Genomic DNA, 17816 nt, shown 5'->3' on the forward strand with positions numbered 1-17816 from the left:
GTTTTCCGTTTCGACTGCGCCGGAAGTGGGGCGAATTATAGACACCTGAGATCTCCCGTCAACCTTTAATTTGGCTTTTCTATCAATGAGTTACGCAAAGCCAAAAAAGGCGGTAGTGCGCCTTCTATATAAGCAAGGGCAAAACCGCCTCTATATAGAAGGGACGCCTAGAGCACACCAGATTCCTTAAAGGCGGCAACTGCAGCAGCATCCAGACCCAGCACTCGCTGCAAGACCTCCAGCGTGTGTTCGCCCAACAGCGGCGGAGCGCTGTGGTACTCCACCGGTGTTTCGGACAGGCGAATCGGGCTGGCGACCTGCGGCACCCTACCCGCCAGTGCATGGGGCAGCTCTATCGCCAGCCCGCGCGCCTGGACCTGCGGATCAGCAAACACCTGCGACAGATCATTGATCGGCCCACAGGGCACACCCGCCTGCTCCAACTCAACCACCCACTGGGCGGTGGTCTTGAACACCGTGGCCTGACGAATCAGCGGAATCAGTACCGCGCGATTGGCCACCCGCAGCTTGTTGGTGGCAAACCTGGCATCGTCTGCCCACTGGGGCTGACCTGCCACTTCGGCAAACTTGCGAAACTGCCCGTCATTGCCCACCGTCAGGATGAAGTCGCCATCCGCCGTCGGGAAGTCCTGGTAAGGCACGATATTCGGGTGAGCGTTGCCCAACCGCTTGGGAGCAACCCCAGTCGTCAGGTAGTTCATGGCCTGGTTGGCCAGGCAAGCGACCTGGACATCCAACAGCGCCATATCAATGTGCTGTCCACCACCGTCATGATCCCGATGCGCCAACGCTGCCAGGATCGCCACGGTGGAGTAGAGCCCGGTCAGAATATCCGTCAGCGCCACACCCACCTTGACCGGCCCGGCACCTTCATCACCTTCAGGGCGGCCGGTCAGGCTCATCAAGCCCCCCAGGCCCTGAATCATGAAGTCATAACCTGCACGCTTGGCGTAGGGTCCGGTCTGGCCGAACCCAGTGATCGAGCAGTAGATCAAATCAGGATTGATCGCCTTGAGCGTCTCATAGTCCAAGCCATAAGCCGCCAGCCCCCCAACCTTGAAGTTCTCGATGAGGATGTCGGACTTGGCAGCCAGCTCGCGCACCAGGCGCTGACCCTCAGGCCGGGTAAAGTCGATGGTCACCGATTGCTTGTTGCGGTTGGCCGAAAGGTAGTAGGCCGCCTCACTGGTGTTCTCGCCGTAGGCGTCCTTCAGGAAGGGCGGCCCCCAGGCGCGCGTGTCATCGCCGTTGCCCGGACGCTCGACCTTGATGACCTCAGCCCCCAGGTCCGCCAGGATCTGGCCAGCCCAGGGACCGGCCAATACGCGCGATAAATCCAGTACCCGCAAATGCGATAACGCACCCATGGCCGCTCTCCTGTCAGTAGAACGCCTGGAGACCGGTCTGTGCACGGCCGAGAATCAGCGCGTGAACGTCGTGAGTACCTTCGTAGGTGTTGACCACCTCGAGGTTGACCAGGTGACGCGCCACACCGAACTCGTCGGAGATGCCGTTACCGCCGAGCATGTCGCGAGCCATGCGCACGATATCCAGGGACTTGCCGCAGGAGTTGCGCTTCATCATCGAAGTGATTTCCACCGCCGCCGTGCCTTCATCCTTCATGCGGCCAAGACGCAGGCAACTTTGCAGCGCCAGGGTGATTTCGGTCTGCATGTCCGCCAGTTTTTTCTGGATCAACTGGGTCGCCGCCAGGGGACGGCCGAACTGCTGGCGGTCCAGGGTGTATTGGCGTGCGGTATGCCAGCAGAACTCGGCGGCACCCAGTGCCCCCCAGGAGATGCCATAGCGGGCGGAGTTGAGGCAAGTGAACGGACCTTTCAGGCCACGCACGTCCGGGAAGATGTTCTCTTCTGGAACAAATACGTTGTCCATCACGATTTCGCCGGTGATGGAGGCACGCAAGCCGACCTTGCCGTGAATAGCCGGGGCGCTCAGGCCTTTCCAGCCTTTCTCGAGGACGAAGCCGCGGATATCGCCAGCATCATCCTTGCCCCAGACCACGAATACGTCGGCGATCGGGCTGTTGGTGATCCACATCTTGCTGCCGGTCAGGCTGTAGCCGCCTTCCACCTTGCGTGCACGAGTAATCATCGAACCCGGGTCGGAACCATGGTTCGGCTCGGTCAGACCGAAGCAACCAATCCACTCACCGGACGCCAGTTTCGGCAGGTACTTCTGTTTCTGCGCCTCAGTCCCGAACTCGTTGATCGGCACCATGACCAGGGAGGACTGCACACTCATCATCGAGCGATAGCCGGAATCGACACGCTCTACCTCACGGGCAATCAGCCCGTAGCAGACATAATTCAGGCCGCTGCCGCCGTACTGCTCGGGAATGGTCGCACCCAGCAGGCCAATCTCGCCCATTTCGCGGAAGATCGCCGGGTCGGTCTTTTCATGGCGGAAGGCTTCGAGGATGCGCGGAGCCAGCTTGTCCTGGGCAAACTGCGCTGCGCTGTCGCGCACCATGCGCTCCTCTTCAGTGAGCTGTTGATCCAGCAGCAGGGGATCGATCCAGTTGAAGCTAGCTTTACCGCCCATGAGCGTGTCCTCGCGAAGTAGGTCAAATATCGTGGACTGATCCTAGGCGTCGCTCGCGGAATGGGCAAACGAGGATTTTGCATGCTGTTGTGCTAATTTCTCACTCCGTAATTGCCCGGAACGGCATACACGAGAATCATTAGTGAGGTTGCCGTACATGCGCAGGAAGATCCCCAGCACCGCCGCCCTGATCAGCTTCGAAGCCGCCGCCCGCCACGAGAGCTTTACCAAGGCCGCCCTGGAGCTTTCGCTGACCCAGGGCGCGATATGCCGACAGATCGCCAGCCTGGAGGAGTTTCTCAGTGTCGAACTGTTCCGACGCTCACGGCGCGGCGTAAAACTCACCGAAGCCGGCCTGTCTTACAGTCGCCGGGTGGCAACCCAACTGGACGCGGTTGAACGCGACACCCTGTCAGTGATGGGCCAGAAGGGCGCCAACGTGATCGAACTGGCGGTCGTGCCGACGTTTGGCACCCAATGGCTGCTGCCGCGACTCAAAGACTTCCAGGAGCAGCACCCGGAAGTAACGGTCAACCTGACCAACCGCACACGGCCCTTCCTGTTTGCCGACACCGACTTCGACGCCGCGATCTACTTCGGCGACGCCGACTGGTCCGGTACCGAATCCCACAGGCTGATGGGCGAAAACCCGATGCCGGTGTGCAGTCCGGCCTTACGCGGCCCGTTCATGCAGCTCAGCGCCGAGCAGATTGCCGACTTGCCCCTGCTGCAACAGACCACACGCCCGTACGCCTGGCGCCAGTGGTTCAACTCCCAGAACCTGAATATCCCCCGGGACATGACAGGTCCCCGTTACGAGCTATTCTCCATGCTCGCCCAGGCGGCAATGCATGACATGGGCATCGCCCTGATCCCGCCGTTCCTGATCCAGCGCGAACTGGCGGAGAAAAGGCTGGTGATTGCCAACCCCCAGGCCCTGTCGAGCATCAAGGCCTATTACCTGATGATTCCTGACCGAAAGGTCGAATCCGCCTCTTTACGCGCATTTCGCGACTGGCTGATTCATCAGGCACATAGCTACAGCGTAGAGGGACAGGGGCCTACAGGCATTAACTGACCTCGTAGTCAGCAAATTTAAAGCCCTACAGATATAACTATTTGTCGCATTTAAGCAGACTGTACGGAATACCTGCACAATCGTCCCACAGCCGCCTAACGGCGTGGCTTTCGCGCCTTAAATCGGGACCATGGTGCAACATTCATGCAGCCGATGAGGAAATCCCCAAATTTTCGCCAGAATCCTTGCAAGTCACGGCCTACAAGGGATTAACCCGCCTGGTTGCGACATTCGGTCACGGGGTGACTTGTAGTTAATTTTCCGTCACCCGTCATAATCCCTTGAAGGGCACAAAGTTCGCCTGCAAAATGCCGCGCCCCGCCCGAAATACAGCGGGGTCGTGCTGATCGGCCGCCCCAGCCGCACCCTCCGCAGTGCGCTGGCCTTCTAAGAAAGATCGAAAGCAATAAGATCAAGCAGGAGATTTGACGTGCACATTGGTGTTCCTCTCGAAACCCAGACCGGTGAAACGCGGGTTGCTGCAACCCCGGAAACCATCAAGAAGCTGATCGGCCAGGGTCATAAAGTCACTGTGCAAAGCGGCGCCGGCATCAGCGCCAGCGTTGTCGACAGTGCTTATGAAGCGGCGGGTGCAGTGATTGGCAGTGCCAACGATGCATTTGGCGCAGAGCTGATCCTCAAGGTTGTCGCCCCCAGCGACAGCGAACTGAGCCTGATCAAAAGTGGAACCGTGCTGGTAGGCATGCTCAACCCGTTCAGCAATGAAACCATTGCCAAACTGGCCGAGCGTGGCATTACCGCGTTCTCCCTGGAAGCCGCGCCGCGTACCTCCCGCGCGCAAAGCCTTGATGTGCTCTCCTCGCAAGCCAACATTGCCGGCTATAAGGCCGTGCTGCTGGCCGCTCATCACTATCCGCGCTTCATGCCGATGCTGATGACCGCCGCAGGCACGGTAAAGGCTGCTCGCGTGCTGATTCTCGGCGCTGGCGTGGCGGGCCTGCAGGCCATCGCTACGGCGAAACGCCTGGGTGCGGTGATCGAAGCCTCCGACGTCCGTCCTGCGGTGAAAGAGCAGATCGAATCCCTGGGCGCCAAGTTCGTCGACGTTCCTTATGAAACCGACGAAGAGCGTGAATGCGCAGTTGGCGTCGGCGGTTACGCACGGCCGATGCCGGCCAGTTGGATGCAACGCCAGGCCCTGGCCGTGCACGAGCGCGCCAAGCAAGCCGACATTGTCATCACCACGGCCCTGATTCCTGGTCGCAAGGCCCCGGTACTGCTGAGCGCCGAGACTGTTGCCCAGATGAAGCCGGGCTCGGTGGTCATCGACCTGGCGGCGGCACAGGGCGGTAACTGCCCACTGACCGTCGCGGACCAGGTGATCGTCGCGCACGGCGTGACCATCGCCGGCCCGACCAACCTGGCAGCCCAGGTCGGCGCAGATGCCTCGGCGCTGTATGCGCGCAACCTGCTGGACTTCCTCAAGCTGGTCTTCACCAAGGAAGGCCAGTTCGAGATCAACCTCGAAGACGACATCGTCGCCGCGTGCCTGATGTGCCGCGACGGCCAAGTCATCCGCAAAAACGCCTAAGCAGGGATTCAGACGATGGAAGAGCTTATCTCCCCCGGTATCTACAACCTGATCATCTTCGTGCTGGCGATTTATGTCGGTTACCACGTGGTCTGGAACGTTACACCCGCACTGCACACCCCCTTGATGGCGGTGACCAACGCGATCTCGGCAATCGTGATCGTCGGCGCCATGCTCGCGGCCGCGCTGACCGTGACCCCGCTGGGCAAGACCATGGGCACCCTGGCCGTCGCGCTGGCGGCGGTGAACGTGTTCGGTGGCTTCCTGGTCACCCGTCGCATGCTTGAGATGTTCAAGAAAAAAGCCCCGAAAGCCGTAAAAGAAGAGGCGCCCAAGTAATGAGCATGAACCTCGTAACGACGCTCTACTTGATCGCGTCGATCTGCTTCATCCAGGCCCTCAAAGGCCTGTCGCACCCGACCACCTCGCGGCGCGGCAACCTGTTCGGCATGCTCGGCATGGCGCTGGCCATCCTCACCACCGTCGGCCTCATCTATAAGCTTGGGGCCGAGCTGGCCACCGCTGGTATCGGCTACGTGATCGTTGGCCTGCTGGTCGGCGGCACCGCCGGTTCGATCATGGCCAAACGGGTTGAAATGACCAAGATGCCAGAGCTGGTCGCCTTCATGCACAGCATGATCGGCCTGGCCGCGGTATTCATTGCCATCGCCGCGGTGGTCGAGCCGCAGTCGCTGGGCATCGTCAAGCAGTTGGGAGACGCGATTCCGGCCGGTAACCGCCTGGAGTTGTTCCTCGGTGCCGCCATCGGTGCCATCACCTTCTCCGGATCGGTGATCGCTTTCGGCAAGCTCTCGGGCAAGTACAAGTTCCGTCTGTTCCAGGGCGCACCAGTACAGTTCAGCGGTCAGCACAAGATCAACCTGGTGCTGGGCCTGGCCACCTTGGGCCTGGGCATCACTTTCATGCTGACCGGCAACCTGGGTGCGTTTGCCCTGATGCTGGCCCTGGCCTTTGTGCTGGGCGTGCTGATCATCATCCCGATCGGTGGCGCCGACATGCCGGTAGTGGTGTCGATGCTTAACAGCTATTCCGGTTGGGCTGCGGCGGGTATCGGCTTCTCACTGAACAACTCGATGCTGATCATCGCCGGCTCCCTGGTGGGCTCCAGCGGCGCGATCCTCTCGTACATCATGTGCAAGGCGATGAACCGTTCGTTCTTCAACGTCCTGCTGGGTGGCTTCGGCAACACCGCAGACGCTGCAGGTCCTGCCGGTTCGGCGGAAGCGCGTCCGGTGAAATCCGGTTCGGCTGACGACGCCACCTTCCTGCTGACCAACGCCGATACCGTAATCATTGTTCCGGGCTACGGCCTGGCGGTGGCACGGGCGCAGCACGCACTGAAGGAACTGACCGAGAAGCTGACCCATCGCGGCGTGACCGTGAAGTACGCGATCCACCCGGTGGCGGGGCGCATGCCTGGGCACATGAACGTCCTGCTGGCCGAGGCCGAGGTACCGTACGACCAGGTGTTCGAGATGGAAGACATCAACTCCGAGTTCGGCCAGGCCGACGTGGTACTGGTGCTCGGCGCCAACGACGTGGTCAACCCGGCGGCGAAGAACGATCCGAAGTCGCCAATCGCCGGCATGCCGATTCTGGAGGCCTTCAAGGCCAAGACCATCATCGTCAACAAGCGCTCGATGGCCAGCGGTTATGCCGGCCTGGATAACGAGCTGTTCTACCTGGACAAGACCATGATGGTCTTTGGCGACGCCAAGAAAGTCATCGAAGATATGGTCAAGGCAGTCGAATAAACACTGCTCCACGGCAATACCAAAAACCCCAGCCTCCCGTAGGCTGGGGTTTTTTATTGGCCTCGATTACCCGACCAAAGGCTCTAAATCAGGGGCCTGCATTCGACCATGGTAGCGGGACGAATGTTTTCGAAATCACTAGACTGCGCATCTTGCTTCCGTTGCCCGAGATAATAATCCATGTACCGTGACCGTATTCGCTTGCCTTCGTTGTTGGATAAGGTGATGAGCGCCGCCGAGGCTGCCGCTCTGATTGAGGACGGCATGACCGTCGGCATGAGCGGCTTCACCCGCGCCGGCGAAGCCAAGGCCGTGCCCCACGCACTGGCCGAGCGCGCCAAGGTCACGCCGCTGAAGATCAGCCTGATGACCGGCGCCAGCCTGGGCAACGACCTCGACAAACAATTGACCGAAGCGGGCGTCCTGGCCCGCCGCATGCCATTCCAGGTCGATAGCACCCTGCGCAAGGCGATCAACGCCGGCGAAGTGATGTTCATCGACCAACACCTGTCGGAAACCGTGGAGCAGTTGCGCAACCAGCAACTGAAGCTGCCGGACATCGCAGTCATTGAAGCCGTGGCCATCACCGAACAAGGCCACATCGTGCCGACTACCTCGGTCGGCAACTCCGCCAGCTTCGCGATTTTCGCCAAACAGGTGATCGTCGAGATCAACCTGGCGCACAACCCGAACCTGGAAGGTCTGCACGACATCTATATCCCGACCTACCGTCCGACCCGCACGCCGATCCCGCTGACCCAGGTCGACGATCGCATCGGCAGCACCGCGATCCCGATTCCACCGGAAAAGATCGTCGCCATCGTCGTCACCAACCAGTCGGACTCGCCATCCACGGTGCTGCCACCGGACAACGAGACCCAGGCCATCGCCGACCACCTGATCAACTTCTTCAAGCAGGAAGTGGACGCTGGCCGCATGACCAACAAACTGGGTCCGCTCCAGGCTGGCATCGGCAGCATCGCCAACTCGGTGATGTGCGGGTTGATCGATTCGCCGTTCGAAGACCTGACCATGTACTCCGAAGTGCTGCAGGACTCGACCTTCGACCTGATCGACGCCGGCAAGCTGAGCTTTGCCTCGGGCAGCTCGATCACCCTGTCGCAACGGCGCAATGCCGATGTATTTGGCAATCTGGAGCGCTACAAGGACAAACTGGTACTGCGCCCGCAGGAAATCTCCAACCACCCTGAAGTGGTGCGTCGCCTGGGCATCATCGGCATCAACACCGCGCTGGAGTTCGACCTGTACGGCAACGTCAACTCCACCCACGTCTGCGGCACGCGGATGATGAACGGCATTGGCGGCTCGGGTGACTTTGCCCGCAACGCCCACCTGGCGATCTTCGTCACCAAGTCGATTGCCAAGGGCGGCGCGATTTCCAGTGTCGTGCCGATGGTCAGCCATGTTGACCATACCGAGCACGACGTCGACATCCTGGTAACCGAGATCGGCCTTGCCGACTTGCGTGGCCTGGCCCCTCGGGAACGCGCCCGGGTGGTTATCGACAACTGTGTGCACCCGGACTACCGCGAAGCGCTCAATGAGTACTTCGAGAAGGCCTGTGCCATCGGCGGCCACACCCCGCACATCCTGCGCGAAGCCCTCAGTTGGCACATGAACCTGGAAGAAACCGGGCGCATGCTCGCCGTGTGATTGGTACAGATGGCGGCCGGCGAAAACACTTTTTTGCCGGTCCGCTATCTTTTGCCCAATAGCTGACAAAAACTGTACTGCTGTACCGGTCTTTTCCTAGGTAAAAAGCCTACCTTTTCCGACTAAAACCTACAAAACGCACCATAACCGTGCGGATAGGTACAGTTGCCTCAATTTAGACCAGTACACCACCCTTTAACAGTTAACTGGTCTCTCACAATACAGGTGAACTGTATCTACAGAGACTGGCCAAACGAGAGGATCATGGGCACCAGTTAAACCACTACCTAATCCCGCCACAAGCGGAAGGATGTCACCATGGAACGTACACTCAGTTCCGAACTGTTCTTCGAAGACAACGCTGTAAAAACCCAGGCTTCCATGCCTCTTCGCGTTCTCGCCAACCTGATGCTGTGGCAGCGCCGCATCTCCAGCCGCCACCAACTGGCTCGCCTGGATTCGCGTCTGCTGGCTGACGCAGGGATTAGCGAAGCACAACGCTACGAAGAGCTGAGCAAGCCGTTCTGGCGCTAAGTTAGCGTCGCTGGCTCTGACCTTCAGGGGTCCACCGCCAGCACTCTGAATTGCACACACAAGACCCGTCGCGGGAAACCGCGACGGGTCTTGTCGTTTCAGGGCAAAAAAAACGCTGGTACAGAAGGTACTGCGCAAGATAGGTACAGTTGTTATAAATACAAAATTGCACCAGTACAATTTAACCCCAGTGTCACTGACCCGCTGAACCGCAAGGGTTCAACATGATCTCCCAAGGCTGCACTTTCAGCCTTCGCGCGAGGAATTGAGCATGGACACTTCACTCGAGATATCCCTATCGCACCGCCCACGGCGCGGCCTCCTGGGGCTGTTGACAAGGCTGATCAGGGCCACAGGCCAATGCCGGGAACGGGCGCGTACCCGCCACTTGCTGGCCCAACTCAATGACCAGCAACTGTCCGATATTGGTATCAGCCACGCAGACCGCATGGCCGAACTGGAGCGCTCCTTCTGGCAATAGTGGACGGCAAAAGGAAGACAGGACTGTTCGAACCCCTGAACATGCGCCTAATATCCAGATACAACGTGGCGAACACTGCGCGGTACGCGTCTGATTGTTCAGGCACCGTGCGGCTCGCGGTGGTTGTCCGGCGTTTTCCAACGCCTCTTTTTTGTTCTTAACAGGAGTTACCCCATGTCCCGTCTTCGTCTGCTCAGCGCTGCAGCCCTGCTGGCCGTGGCTGCCAATTCGCACGCCACCAGCTTCATCGTCACCACGGACGCTGTAGTCGGCGCACTCAAAGCCACTTCCGACGCCACCTCCGACATCACTTCTTCGTTCAAAGACGACAAGATCGTGCGCGCAGCCCGTGATGACGCGGCCAGCTTCGTCGCCAGCGAAGGTGCCATCCGCGGCGTTCGCCTGGAAAGTGCCCTGGAGCACATCCGCAAGCAGGTTCCACAGTTGAGCGCAACTGACGCCCAACTGGCTCAGGCTATCCTGACCATCTGATTGCAGGCTCTAGACGGGGTGGCCTGAGCTGCCCCGTTTGCCAAGGCCTGGCTCTGGGCCGGGCATTGCGCTAGCCTTGGGGCTGGTTTCCAGCTGTCCGGTCCCATGGATTTTCTTTCAAAAGCACTGTTCGTCCTCGCCACATTCATCGCCTGCTGGATCACCTCGGCCCATGCCCTGGACCTGACCACGCAGAACCTGGTCGTCACCGCCTATGCCACAAGCATGGTGACCTGCGCCCCCTTCGACCATAAACTGCTGCGCGCCGCGCACGATGATGCGGCAGCCTTTGTTGCCAGCAATGGCCAACTGCGAGGAGCGCGCCTGGAGTCGGCCCTGGTTTACCTGCACCAGAACCGGGCAAAACTTCATGCAAGTGACCTTGAACTGGCACAGGCAATTCTCGTCCAATAGTTATCCCACGTTCTTCCGGAGTCGTTCCATGCGTAGCCCGCTGATTGCTGCCACCCTCGGCCTATTGTTGTTGGCCGACATGGCCCAGGCCCAAACCCTGGTAGCCACCAGTAACATCATTATCCGTGCCTCCCAGCGCACCCTCGATTTCACCTCGGACACGACGACGTCCATCCGCGACTCGAAAGTCGTACGCGATGCCCACGACGACGCGGCAAGTTTCGTTGCCAGCAATGGCGATATTCGTGGCGCGCACCTGGAAGCAGCCTTCGACACCTTGCGCACCCGCGTGCCGGAAGCCCGCGACGCCAGTGACCAGGTACTCGCCGAAGCCATCCTCGCACTGTGAGGTCGTTCGTCACCGGGCTGCTGACCGCTGCCGCGCTGCTGTTTGGCACAACGGCCCAGGCCGGCCTGCAACTGCACCTCAAGACCGAAGGCTTGAGCCCGGCAGAACAGCAGGCCAGCCAGGCCTTGCTGGACGAGGCGATGCAGGCGCTGCCGCCGCACTTCGTCGAGCAACTGGACCGACGGATCAATGTCGGCTGGACCGACAACATGCCGGCCAACGCCTACGGCCAGGCCTCCCTGGTGTCCGAACTCGACCTCAACCGCAAGCTGCTACCTGGCTTGACGGACGGTAGCGCTGCCACTAAAAAGACCCATCGTCCCCACGGCACGGTACGCCGCGAGATGCTGGCCACGGTGCTCCACGAACTGACCCATATCTACGACCGTGCGCGTTTATGGCCTGGCCCCGAACGCCTGCTGATCCAGCGCTGTACCCGGCAGCACAACAGTTCGGGCCTAATCGGCATGCCCGATCAATGCCGCGGCCAGAACGACCGGCGCTTCACCCTCAGCGATGACCCGCGCCTGCTGGACCTGGCCGGCTGGCAGCAATACGTGGGCCGGCGCGGGGAACGTGAACAGCACAACCGCCAGATCGCGCGCAGCCCGGACCTGTACGAAACCAGCAGCCCCAAGGAGTTCGTCGCGGTCAACATGGAGTACTTCCTCCTCGACCCGAGCTACGCCTGCCGCCGTCCAGCGCTGTACCGCTATTACCAGGAGCACTTTGGCTGGGCACCGGCGGCCAAGGACAACTGCGCCACGTCTTTCGCCTTTCTCAATGCCGGCAACGACTTTGGCAAACAGCCGCTGGGGCAGGTCGATCCGGAGCGGGTCTACGCCGTCGATTACCTGCTCGCCGAAGCGAACCAGAACCTCGTCAGCCGCTGGGGCCACAGCATGTTGCGCCTGGTGATCTGTGCACCCGGGCGCCCGCGTGGGCCGGATTGCCGGCTGGATCTGGAGTATTCCCTGGTGCTGTCCTACCGCGCCTTCGTCGGTGACGTACAGCTGTCGAGTTGGGATGGCCTGGTCGGCAAGTACCCCTCGCGGCTATTTGTGCTGCCCCTGGCACAAGTCATCGACGAGTACACCAAGACCGAGTTGCGCAGCCTGGCGTCCGTCCCGCTGACCCTGTCGCGCAGCGAAATCGACGAAGTGGTGGAGCACGCTGCCGAGATGCACTGGAGCTACGACGGTAATTACTTCTTCCTGTCCAACAACTGCGCCGTAGAGAGCCTGAAACTGTTGCGCAGTGGTAGCAACAATCCGCAACTGGTCGGCCTGGACAGCATCATGCCCAACGGCCTGCTGGAAGTGCTCAAAGCCCGCGGCCTGGCCGACACCAGCGTGCTCGACGATCAACGTGAGGCCTTGCGCCTGGGTTATCGCTTCGATTCATTCCGCGACCGCTATCAAGCCATGTTCGAGGTGCTGAAAAAGCACCTGCCGATCAAGCAGGACAAGGTCGAAGACTGGCTGACTGCAAGCGCTGCCGATCGCCGTCAATGGTTCGGCCAGGCTGACCTGCGCACCAGCGCCGCCTTGCTGTTGCTGGAGCAGGCAAGCTTCCGCCAGCAACTGCTGCTGGCCCAGAACGAAGTCAAGCAACGCTACCTCGATGCGCGGGAGCTGGAAAACGGCGGCATGGACCGGGCCAACAAGACCCTGCAGCAGATCCTCGCCAACAGCGGCTTCCTCAGTCGCCCGGCGGAATTGCTCGACGAGGGTGGCTACGGGTTGCCGCAAGCCAACGAATGGCAACGCCTGGAAGCTGAAAGCAGCAGCCGCCAGAAGATACTGCAAGCCTTGACCGGCGACCTCGACAAAGAGGCCCGCGCCCTGCTGGAGCCGGCCCGGGCAGCGGAGATCGCCGCCAACGAAGCCAACGTCAAGCAATTGGGTGAACACCTGCGGGCGCTGCATAAGGCGGCAGGCGGCCTGGAGCTGCCCTGAGCCCTGGCACATGGCAGCCTGTAGCAGCTGTCGAGCCCGCGAGGCTGCGTTCGAGGACGCAGTCCTCGCCAACCCTGAGCCCAGGCGACTGCTACAGCCTCGCGAGCTCGACAGCTGCTACAGGGTTTCCTCGGGTTCTTCGGGGAGGTGTTCGTCCAGGTGCAGCCAAGGCAATCGACTGTCGGTCCAGATATGCCGTTCGGCAGGCGCCCGCTCCGGGTGATCCAGGGTGGCAATGGTCACATCGATGCTGTCCGGGCTCAGGTGCGTGATCAACGCCAGTTGGGCACCACAGTGGCCACAGAAGTAGCGCACACAGCTGGCCGAAGAGTCGTACTGCGCCGGGGTGCCCGCCAGCCACTGGAAGGCTGAACGGGGCAGGGTGATCCAGGTGGTCACCAGGCCGCCACTGACCCGCCGGCAAATCGAGCAGTGGCAATGGGCGATGTCCTGCAACGGCCCGCTGAATTGATAACGCAGCTGCCCGCAATGGCAGCCGCCGGTGTGAAGTTCGCTCATGCCGACCCTCCTGATCCCCAACTGCACCCCATCAATCCGGGGCACTGCCCAGCACTTTAAGCCTCGCCAGGCGCGCTTGCACATCTCGTCCGGTGTTTGTCTGGCGAAAGGTAGCTGAAAGGTTTGCCGATTAGGATCGCCCCCACTGCCGGCAAAAGACCGGTTGGCCAACGCGAAATCCGCAACGTTCGCCCGGCCCAATTAACAACAACAATGGTGATTCTGATGTCCGCTCGCACCCGCCTGTTCGCCCCGACTCCCTTCGTACGCCTCGTGCTTCCCGTTCTGCGCTGACCCCCAACCGGTCCGCCATTCCCTAGTCGCGCTACGTCTGGAGTATTCCCATGCTGACTTTCCTTGGCTTTGCCATGGTCATCACGTTCATGTACCTGATCATGACCAAGCGCCTGTCGGCGCTGATCGCCCTGATCATCGTGCCGATCCTGTTCGCCCTGTTTGGCGGTTTTGCGCCGAAAATCGGCCCGATGATGCTCGAAGGCATCACCAAGCTGGCCCCGACCGGGGTGATGCTGATGTTCGCCATCCTCTATTTCGCCCTGATGATCGACTCCGGCCTGTTCGACCCGGCCGTGCGCAAGATCCTCAAGCTGGTCAAGGGTGACCCGCTGAAAGTATCCGTCGGCACCGCGGTGCTGGCCCTGGTGGTGTCCCTGGACGGTGACGGCGCCACCACCTACATGATCTGCGTGGCCGCCATGCTGCCGCTGTACAGCCGCATCGGCATGAGCCCGCGCATCATGGCCGGCCTGATCATCCTGGCCGGTGGCGTGATGAACATGACCCCCTGGGGCGGTCCGACCGCACGCGCCGCCAGTGCACTGCACGTCGACCCGTCGGATATTTTTGTGCCGATGATCCCGGCGATGCTGGCCGGTGTGGTGGCGATCCTGGCGATTGCCTACATGTACGGTAAACGTGAGCGCGCGCGCCTGGGTGAACTGCATTTGATCGGCGATGAAATCGACCACAGCGAAATCAGCGTGTCGCAGTTCCCGGATGCCCGTCGGCCGAAGCTGATCTGGTTCAACGGCGCCCTGACCCTGGGCCTGATGTGTGCCTTGATCGCCGGCCTGCTGCCACTACCGGTGCTGTTCATGGTCGCGTTCAGCATCGCCATGATCGTTAACTACCCATGCCTGCAACAGCAGAAAGACCGCGTCGCGGCTCACGCCGGCAGTGTGCTGGCAGTCGTCGGGCTGATTTTCGCCGCGGGTATCTTCACCGGCATCCTGACCGGTACCGGCATGGTCGACGCGATGTCGAAAAGCCTGCTGGCAGTGATCCCGGACTTCCTCGGCCCTTACCTGGCCGTGATCACAGCCCTGGTGAGCATGCCGTTCACCTTTTTCATGTCCAACGATGCATTTTACTATGGCGTGTTACCGGTTCTTGCCGAGGCCGCCAGCCACTACGGCATCACCGCCGTGGAAATGGCCCGCGCCTCGATCGTTGGCCAACCCGTGCACCTGCTCAGTCCGCTGGTTCCATCGACCTACCTGCTGGTGGCGCTGGCCGGGATCGAGTTCGGCGACCACCAGCGCTTCACCCTCAAGTGGGCAGTTCTGGTTTGCCTGTGCATAATGTTCGCTGCGTTGCTGATGGGGATATTTCCGCTGTTCAGCACTCTATAAGAGCATCAACTCACCGCGCCGCCAGCTAGACTTCGAGTTTTGAAGCCGCTGGCGGCGTGGTTTAACACATCCTCAAAGGAATACACATGGAATGGCTGACCAACCCAGAGATCTGGGTTGCCTTCTTGACACTGACGGCCCTGGAAATCGTCCTGGGCATCGACAACATCATCATGATTTCGATCCTGGTCAGCCGCATGCCCAAGCATATGCAGGCACGCACCCGGATCTTCGGCCTGGCCCTGGCCATGGTCACCCGGATCCTGTTGCTGCTGTCGATCACCTGGGTAATGCGCCTGACCGCCGACCTGTTCGTGGTCTTCGGCCAGGGCATTTCCGGACGCGACCTGATCCTGTTCTTCGGTGGCCTGTTCCTGCTGTGGAAAAGCTCCCAGGAGATGTACCACGCACTGGAAGGTGAAGACGAAACATCCGAAGAGCCTACCGGCAAGGGCGGCAACTTCCTCTACACCATCATCCAGATCGCGATCATCGACATCGTGTTCTCCCTGGACTCGGTCATCACCGCCGTGGGCATGGTTTCTCATGTGCCGGTCATGGTCGCCGCGATCGTCGTTGCCGTCCTGGTGATGATGCTGGCTGCCGGCACCATCAGCACCTTCATCGACAAGCACCCGTCGCTGAAAATGCTGGCGCTGTCGTTCCTGCTGGTGGTCGGTACCGTGCTGATCGCCGAAGCCTTCGAAGTGCATGTGCCAAAAGGCTATGTCTACTTCGCTATGGCCTTCTCGCTGGCAGTGGAAGCGGTCAACATCAAGATGCGCACCGCAATCGCGAAAAAGCGCAAGCAACAGGACCCTGTCAAGCTGCGCAAGGACATCCCGGGCCAGTAACCTGAGCCGGATGTAGGAAGAAGGGGGCTCTCGCAAGCCCCCTTTTTTACGTCCGCATGAAGCTGTTTTCATGACAGTTTTGTTTCATTTGACGCTTTAGGCATGCGATGCTGGCGCCACGGCCGTTAGCGAACTACAGCTTAAGTACAGAATGTAGAAAATCGCGCGGTACCGCTGACTTGCCCCTTTGGGGCGCTATTCCACCAGGGGGCCTGTCATGCTGACCCTGCTCAATTTATTGTCTGCCGTGGCCTTGCTGATCTGGGGCACGCACATCGTCAGAACCGGCATCTTGCGGGTCTACGGCTCCAACCTGCGCCATGTCATTGGCCGCAACATGTCCAAGCGCTGGCTGGCCTTCATTGCCGGGATCCTGGTCACGGCCATGGTCCAGAGCAGTAACGCCACCGCGATGCTGGTGACCTCCTTTGTCGGCCAAGGCCTGATGGCACTGACCCCCGCGCTGGCGACCATGCTCGGCGCCGATGTCGGTACCGCACTGATGGCCCGTGTCCTGACTCTGGACCTGTCCTGGCTGTCGCCGCTGCTGATTTTCCTCGGGGTGATCCTGTTCCTCTCACGCAAGCAGACCCGCGTGGGCCAGATGGGTCGAGTCAGCATTGGCCTGGGACTGATCATCCTGGCACTGCAGTTGATCGTCGAAGCGGCCGCGCCGATCACCCACGCCCAGGGCGTCAAGGTGCTGTTTGCCTCCCTGACTGGCGACATCCTGCTCGATGCCTTGATCGGCGCACTGTTCGCGATGATTTCCTACTCCAGCCTGGCTGCCGTCCTGCTCACCGCAACCCTCGCCGGTGCCGGGGTCATCAGCTTGCCCGTGGCCATCGGCCTGGTGATTGGCGCCAACATCGGCAGCGGGGTGCTGGCCTTCCTCAGTACCAGCATGCAGAACGCCGCTGGCCGCCAAGTGGCGCTGGGCAGCCTGCTGTACAAGTTGATCGGGCTGCTGCTGATCATTCCGGTACTCGACCCCCTCGTGCACTGGATGGACAGTCTCGACTACAGCCCGCAGGGCCTGGTGATCGGCTTTCATCTGCTCTACAACACGGCGCGCTGCCTGGTGCTGCTGCCCAGCGTCGGCCCCATGGCGCGGCTGTGTGCCTGGCTGCTGCCAGAACGCCCGGAAACCAACGGCCAGGCCAAGGCCAGGCACCTGGACCTGACCGCCCTGGTCACCCCCAGCCTGGCCCTGGCCAATGCAGCGCGGGAAACCCTGCGCATGGGCGACCTGATCGAGAACATGCTCCAAGCCATGCTCGACGTGCTGCGTGGCAAGCAGACCGCGGTGCCCCAGCAAATGCGCAGCCTGAGCGATGACGTCGAGGCCCTCTACAGCGCGATCAAGCTCTACCTGGCGCAGATGCCCCGCGAAGACCTGAGCGACCAGGACAGCCGGCGCTGGGCAGAAATCATCGAACTGGCGATCAACCTGAAACTGGCCTCGGACCTGATCGAGCGCATGTTGCGCAAAGTCCAGCAGCAAAAGACCTCGCAGCGCCGCTCCTTTTCCGATGTGGGCCTGGAAGAACTCGCCGGGCTGCACCAGCAGTTGATTGCCAACCTGCGCCTGGGGCTCTCAGTGTTCCTCAGCGCCGACAAGGAAAGCGCCCGGCAATTGCTGCGTGAGAAACGGCGCTTCCGTGCCCAGGAAAGGCGCCTGGCCCACGCCCACGTCAGCCGCCTGCAACGCAAGATCGTACAAAGCATCGAGACCAGTTCCTTGCACCTGGAACTGATCGCCGACATGAAACGCTTGAACTCGCTATTCTGCAGCAGCGCCTATGTGGTGCTGGAAACCTCCGAAACCGGCGCCCTGGCGGTCGACGACATGGCTGACATCACCCATTCTCCCTGAACGTCTAGCGTTGCCAGCAGTCATT

Annotated in this window: 17 protein-coding genes; 14 read left to right on the plus strand and 3 right to left on the minus strand. The window is 60.8% G+C overall.

Annotation, left to right across the window (positions count from 1 at the left end):
- Window positions 1-167: 167 nt before the first annotated feature.
- Window positions 168-1388 (minus strand): CaiB/BaiF CoA transferase family protein, encoded by a 1221-nt coding sequence (locus tag ACM6IP_RS06010; protein ID WP_159993024.1) that lies wholly within the window; start codon window positions 1386-1388, stop codon window positions 168-170.
- Window positions 1389-1401: 13 nt separating this feature from the next.
- Window positions 1402-2583 (minus strand): acyl-CoA dehydrogenase, encoded by a 1182-nt coding sequence (locus ACM6IP_RS06015; protein ID WP_095165182.1) that lies wholly within the window; start codon window positions 2581-2583, stop codon window positions 1402-1404.
- Window positions 2584-2740: 157 nt separating this feature from the next.
- On the opposite strand from ACM6IP_RS06015, the gene ACM6IP_RS06020 reads away from it, so the two are divergent.
- From ACM6IP_RS06020 to ACM6IP_RS06070, 11 genes are all read left to right on the plus strand, one after another.
- Window positions 2741-3661 (plus strand): LysR family transcriptional regulator, encoded by a 921-nt coding sequence (locus tag ACM6IP_RS06020; protein ID WP_414861156.1) that lies wholly within the window; start codon window positions 2741-2743, stop codon window positions 3659-3661.
- Window positions 3662-4091: 430 nt separating this feature from the next.
- Window positions 4092-5213, plus strand: coding sequence for a Re/Si-specific NAD(P)(+) transhydrogenase subunit alpha (locus ACM6IP_RS06025; RefSeq protein WP_095165179.1), 1122 nt, complete (start codon window positions 4092-4094; stop codon window positions 5211-5213).
- Between the two features lie 15 nt (window positions 5214-5228).
- On the plus strand, window positions 5229-5552 hold the full coding sequence (locus ACM6IP_RS06030; protein ID WP_003187010.1) for an NAD(P) transhydrogenase subunit alpha: 324 nt from the start codon (window positions 5229-5231) through the stop codon (window positions 5550-5552).
- Window positions 5552-6988, plus strand: a complete 1437-nt coding sequence (locus tag ACM6IP_RS06035; protein WP_095165178.1) for an NAD(P)(+) transhydrogenase (Re/Si-specific) subunit beta — start codon at window positions 5552-5554, stop codon at window positions 6986-6988. Before ACM6IP_RS06030 ends, ACM6IP_RS06035 begins: the two co-directional genes overlap by 1 nt.
- 180 nt (window positions 6989-7168) lie before the next feature.
- Window positions 7169-8662 carry an acetyl-CoA hydrolase/transferase family protein gene (locus ACM6IP_RS06040; RefSeq protein ID WP_414861157.1) on the plus strand — a complete coding sequence of 498 codons (1494 nt, stop codon included), beginning with the start codon at window positions 7169-7171 and terminating at the stop codon, window positions 8660-8662.
- Between the two features lie 318 nt (window positions 8663-8980).
- Window positions 8981-9196 carry a DUF1127 domain-containing protein gene (locus tag ACM6IP_RS06045; protein ID WP_095110346.1) on the plus strand — a complete coding sequence of 72 codons (216 nt, stop codon included), beginning with the start codon at window positions 8981-8983 and terminating at the stop codon, window positions 9194-9196.
- A 271-nt stretch (window positions 9197-9467) separates the two neighbouring features.
- On the plus strand, window positions 9468-9677 hold the full coding sequence (locus ACM6IP_RS06050; RefSeq protein ID WP_095165176.1) for a DUF1127 domain-containing protein: 210 nt from the start codon (window positions 9468-9470) through the stop codon (window positions 9675-9677).
- Window positions 9678-9851: 174 nt separating this feature from the next.
- Complete coding sequence (locus ACM6IP_RS06055; protein WP_095165175.1) at window positions 9852-10169, plus strand: DUF2388 domain-containing protein; 318 nt, start codon at window positions 9852-9854, stop codon at window positions 10167-10169.
- 105 nt (window positions 10170-10274) lie between these two features.
- Complete coding sequence (locus tag ACM6IP_RS06060) at window positions 10275-10583, plus strand: DUF2388 domain-containing protein (RefSeq protein ID WP_414861158.1); 309 nt, start codon at window positions 10275-10277, stop codon at window positions 10581-10583.
- Between the two features lie 28 nt (window positions 10584-10611).
- Window positions 10612-10932, plus strand: coding sequence for a DUF2388 domain-containing protein (locus tag ACM6IP_RS06065; RefSeq protein ID WP_095165173.1), 321 nt, complete (start codon window positions 10612-10614; stop codon window positions 10930-10932).
- Window positions 10929-12890 carry a DUF4105 domain-containing protein gene (locus tag ACM6IP_RS06070; RefSeq protein WP_320333362.1) on the plus strand — a complete coding sequence of 654 codons (1962 nt, stop codon included), beginning with the start codon at window positions 10929-10931 and terminating at the stop codon, window positions 12888-12890. The genes ACM6IP_RS06065 and ACM6IP_RS06070 overlap by 4 nt, the downstream gene beginning before the upstream one ends.
- Window positions 12891-13007: 117 nt before the next feature.
- Here ACM6IP_RS06070 and ACM6IP_RS06075 read toward each other — a convergent pair whose 3' ends face one another.
- The gene (locus ACM6IP_RS06075) at window positions 13008-13409 is read right to left on the minus strand and encodes a GFA family protein (protein WP_159993012.1); all 402 of its coding nucleotides are present in this window, start codon (window positions 13407-13409) and stop codon (window positions 13008-13010) included.
- Window positions 13410-13753: 344 nt separating this feature from the next.
- On the opposite strand from ACM6IP_RS06075, the gene ACM6IP_RS06080 reads away from it, so the two are divergent.
- From ACM6IP_RS06080 to ACM6IP_RS06090, 3 genes are all read left to right on the plus strand, one after another.
- On the plus strand, window positions 13754-15061 hold the full coding sequence (locus ACM6IP_RS06080) for a CitMHS family transporter (RefSeq protein ID WP_095165169.1): 1308 nt from the start codon (window positions 13754-13756) through the stop codon (window positions 15059-15061).
- Between the two features lie 86 nt (window positions 15062-15147).
- On the plus strand, window positions 15148-15915 hold the full coding sequence (locus tag ACM6IP_RS06085) for a TerC family protein (RefSeq protein WP_095165168.1): 768 nt from the start codon (window positions 15148-15150) through the stop codon (window positions 15913-15915).
- A gap of 217 nt (window positions 15916-16132) precedes the next feature.
- A complete protein-coding gene (locus ACM6IP_RS06090; protein ID WP_095165167.1) occupies window positions 16133-17791 on the plus strand; it encodes a Na/Pi cotransporter family protein in 1659 nt (552 codons plus the stop codon).
- Window positions 17792-17816: the final 25 nt, after the last annotated feature.

The organism is Pseudomonas sp. IT-P176 (assembly GCF_949767245.1).
Taxonomy (GTDB): Bacteria; Pseudomonadota; Gammaproteobacteria; order Pseudomonadales; family Pseudomonadaceae; genus Aquipseudomonas.

Bases quoted from the DNA above. Each gene is read 5' to 3' on its own strand.
- ACM6IP_RS06020 (WP_414861156.1), top strand. From the start codon at position 2,741: ATGCGCAGGAAGATCCCCAGCACCGCCGCCCTGATCAGCTTCGAAGCC.
- ACM6IP_RS06080 (WP_095165169.1), top strand. From the start codon at position 13,754: ATGCTGACTTTCCTTGGCTTTGCCATGGTCATCACGTTCATGTACCTG.
- ACM6IP_RS06035 (WP_095165178.1), top strand. From the start codon at position 5,552: ATGAGCATGAACCTCGTAACGACGCTCTACTTGATCGCGTCGATCTGC.
- ACM6IP_RS06040 (WP_414861157.1), top strand. From the start codon at position 7,169: ATGTACCGTGACCGTATTCGCTTGCCTTCGTTGTTGGATAAGGTGATG.
- ACM6IP_RS06065 (WP_095165173.1), top strand. From the start codon at position 10,612: ATGCGTAGCCCGCTGATTGCTGCCACCCTCGGCCTATTGTTGTTGGCC.
- ACM6IP_RS06050 (WP_095165176.1), top strand. From the start codon at position 9,468: ATGGACACTTCACTCGAGATATCCCTATCGCACCGCCCACGGCGCGGC.
- ACM6IP_RS06090 (WP_095165167.1), top strand. From the start codon at position 16,133: ATGCTGACCCTGCTCAATTTATTGTCTGCCGTGGCCTTGCTGATCTGG.
- ACM6IP_RS06045 (WP_095110346.1), top strand. From the start codon at position 8,981: ATGGAACGTACACTCAGTTCCGAACTGTTCTTCGAAGACAACGCTGTA.
- ACM6IP_RS06030 (WP_003187010.1), top strand. From the start codon at position 5,229: ATGGAAGAGCTTATCTCCCCCGGTATCTACAACCTGATCATCTTCGTG.
- ACM6IP_RS06060 (WP_414861158.1), top strand. From the start codon at position 10,275: ATGGATTTTCTTTCAAAAGCACTGTTCGTCCTCGCCACATTCATCGCC.
- ACM6IP_RS06010 (WP_159993024.1), bottom strand. From the start codon at position 1,388: ATGGGTGCGTTATCGCATTTGCGGGTACTGGATTTATCGCGCGTATTG.
- ACM6IP_RS06055 (WP_095165175.1), top strand. From the start codon at position 9,852: ATGTCCCGTCTTCGTCTGCTCAGCGCTGCAGCCCTGCTGGCCGTGGCT.
- ACM6IP_RS06075 (WP_159993012.1), bottom strand. From the start codon at position 13,409: ATGAGCGAACTTCACACCGGCGGCTGCCATTGCGGGCAGCTGCGTTAT.
- ACM6IP_RS06085 (WP_095165168.1), top strand. From the start codon at position 15,148: ATGGAATGGCTGACCAACCCAGAGATCTGGGTTGCCTTCTTGACACTG.
- ACM6IP_RS06015 (WP_095165182.1), bottom strand. From the start codon at position 2,583: ATGGGCGGTAAAGCTAGCTTCAACTGGATCGATCCCCTGCTGCTGGAT.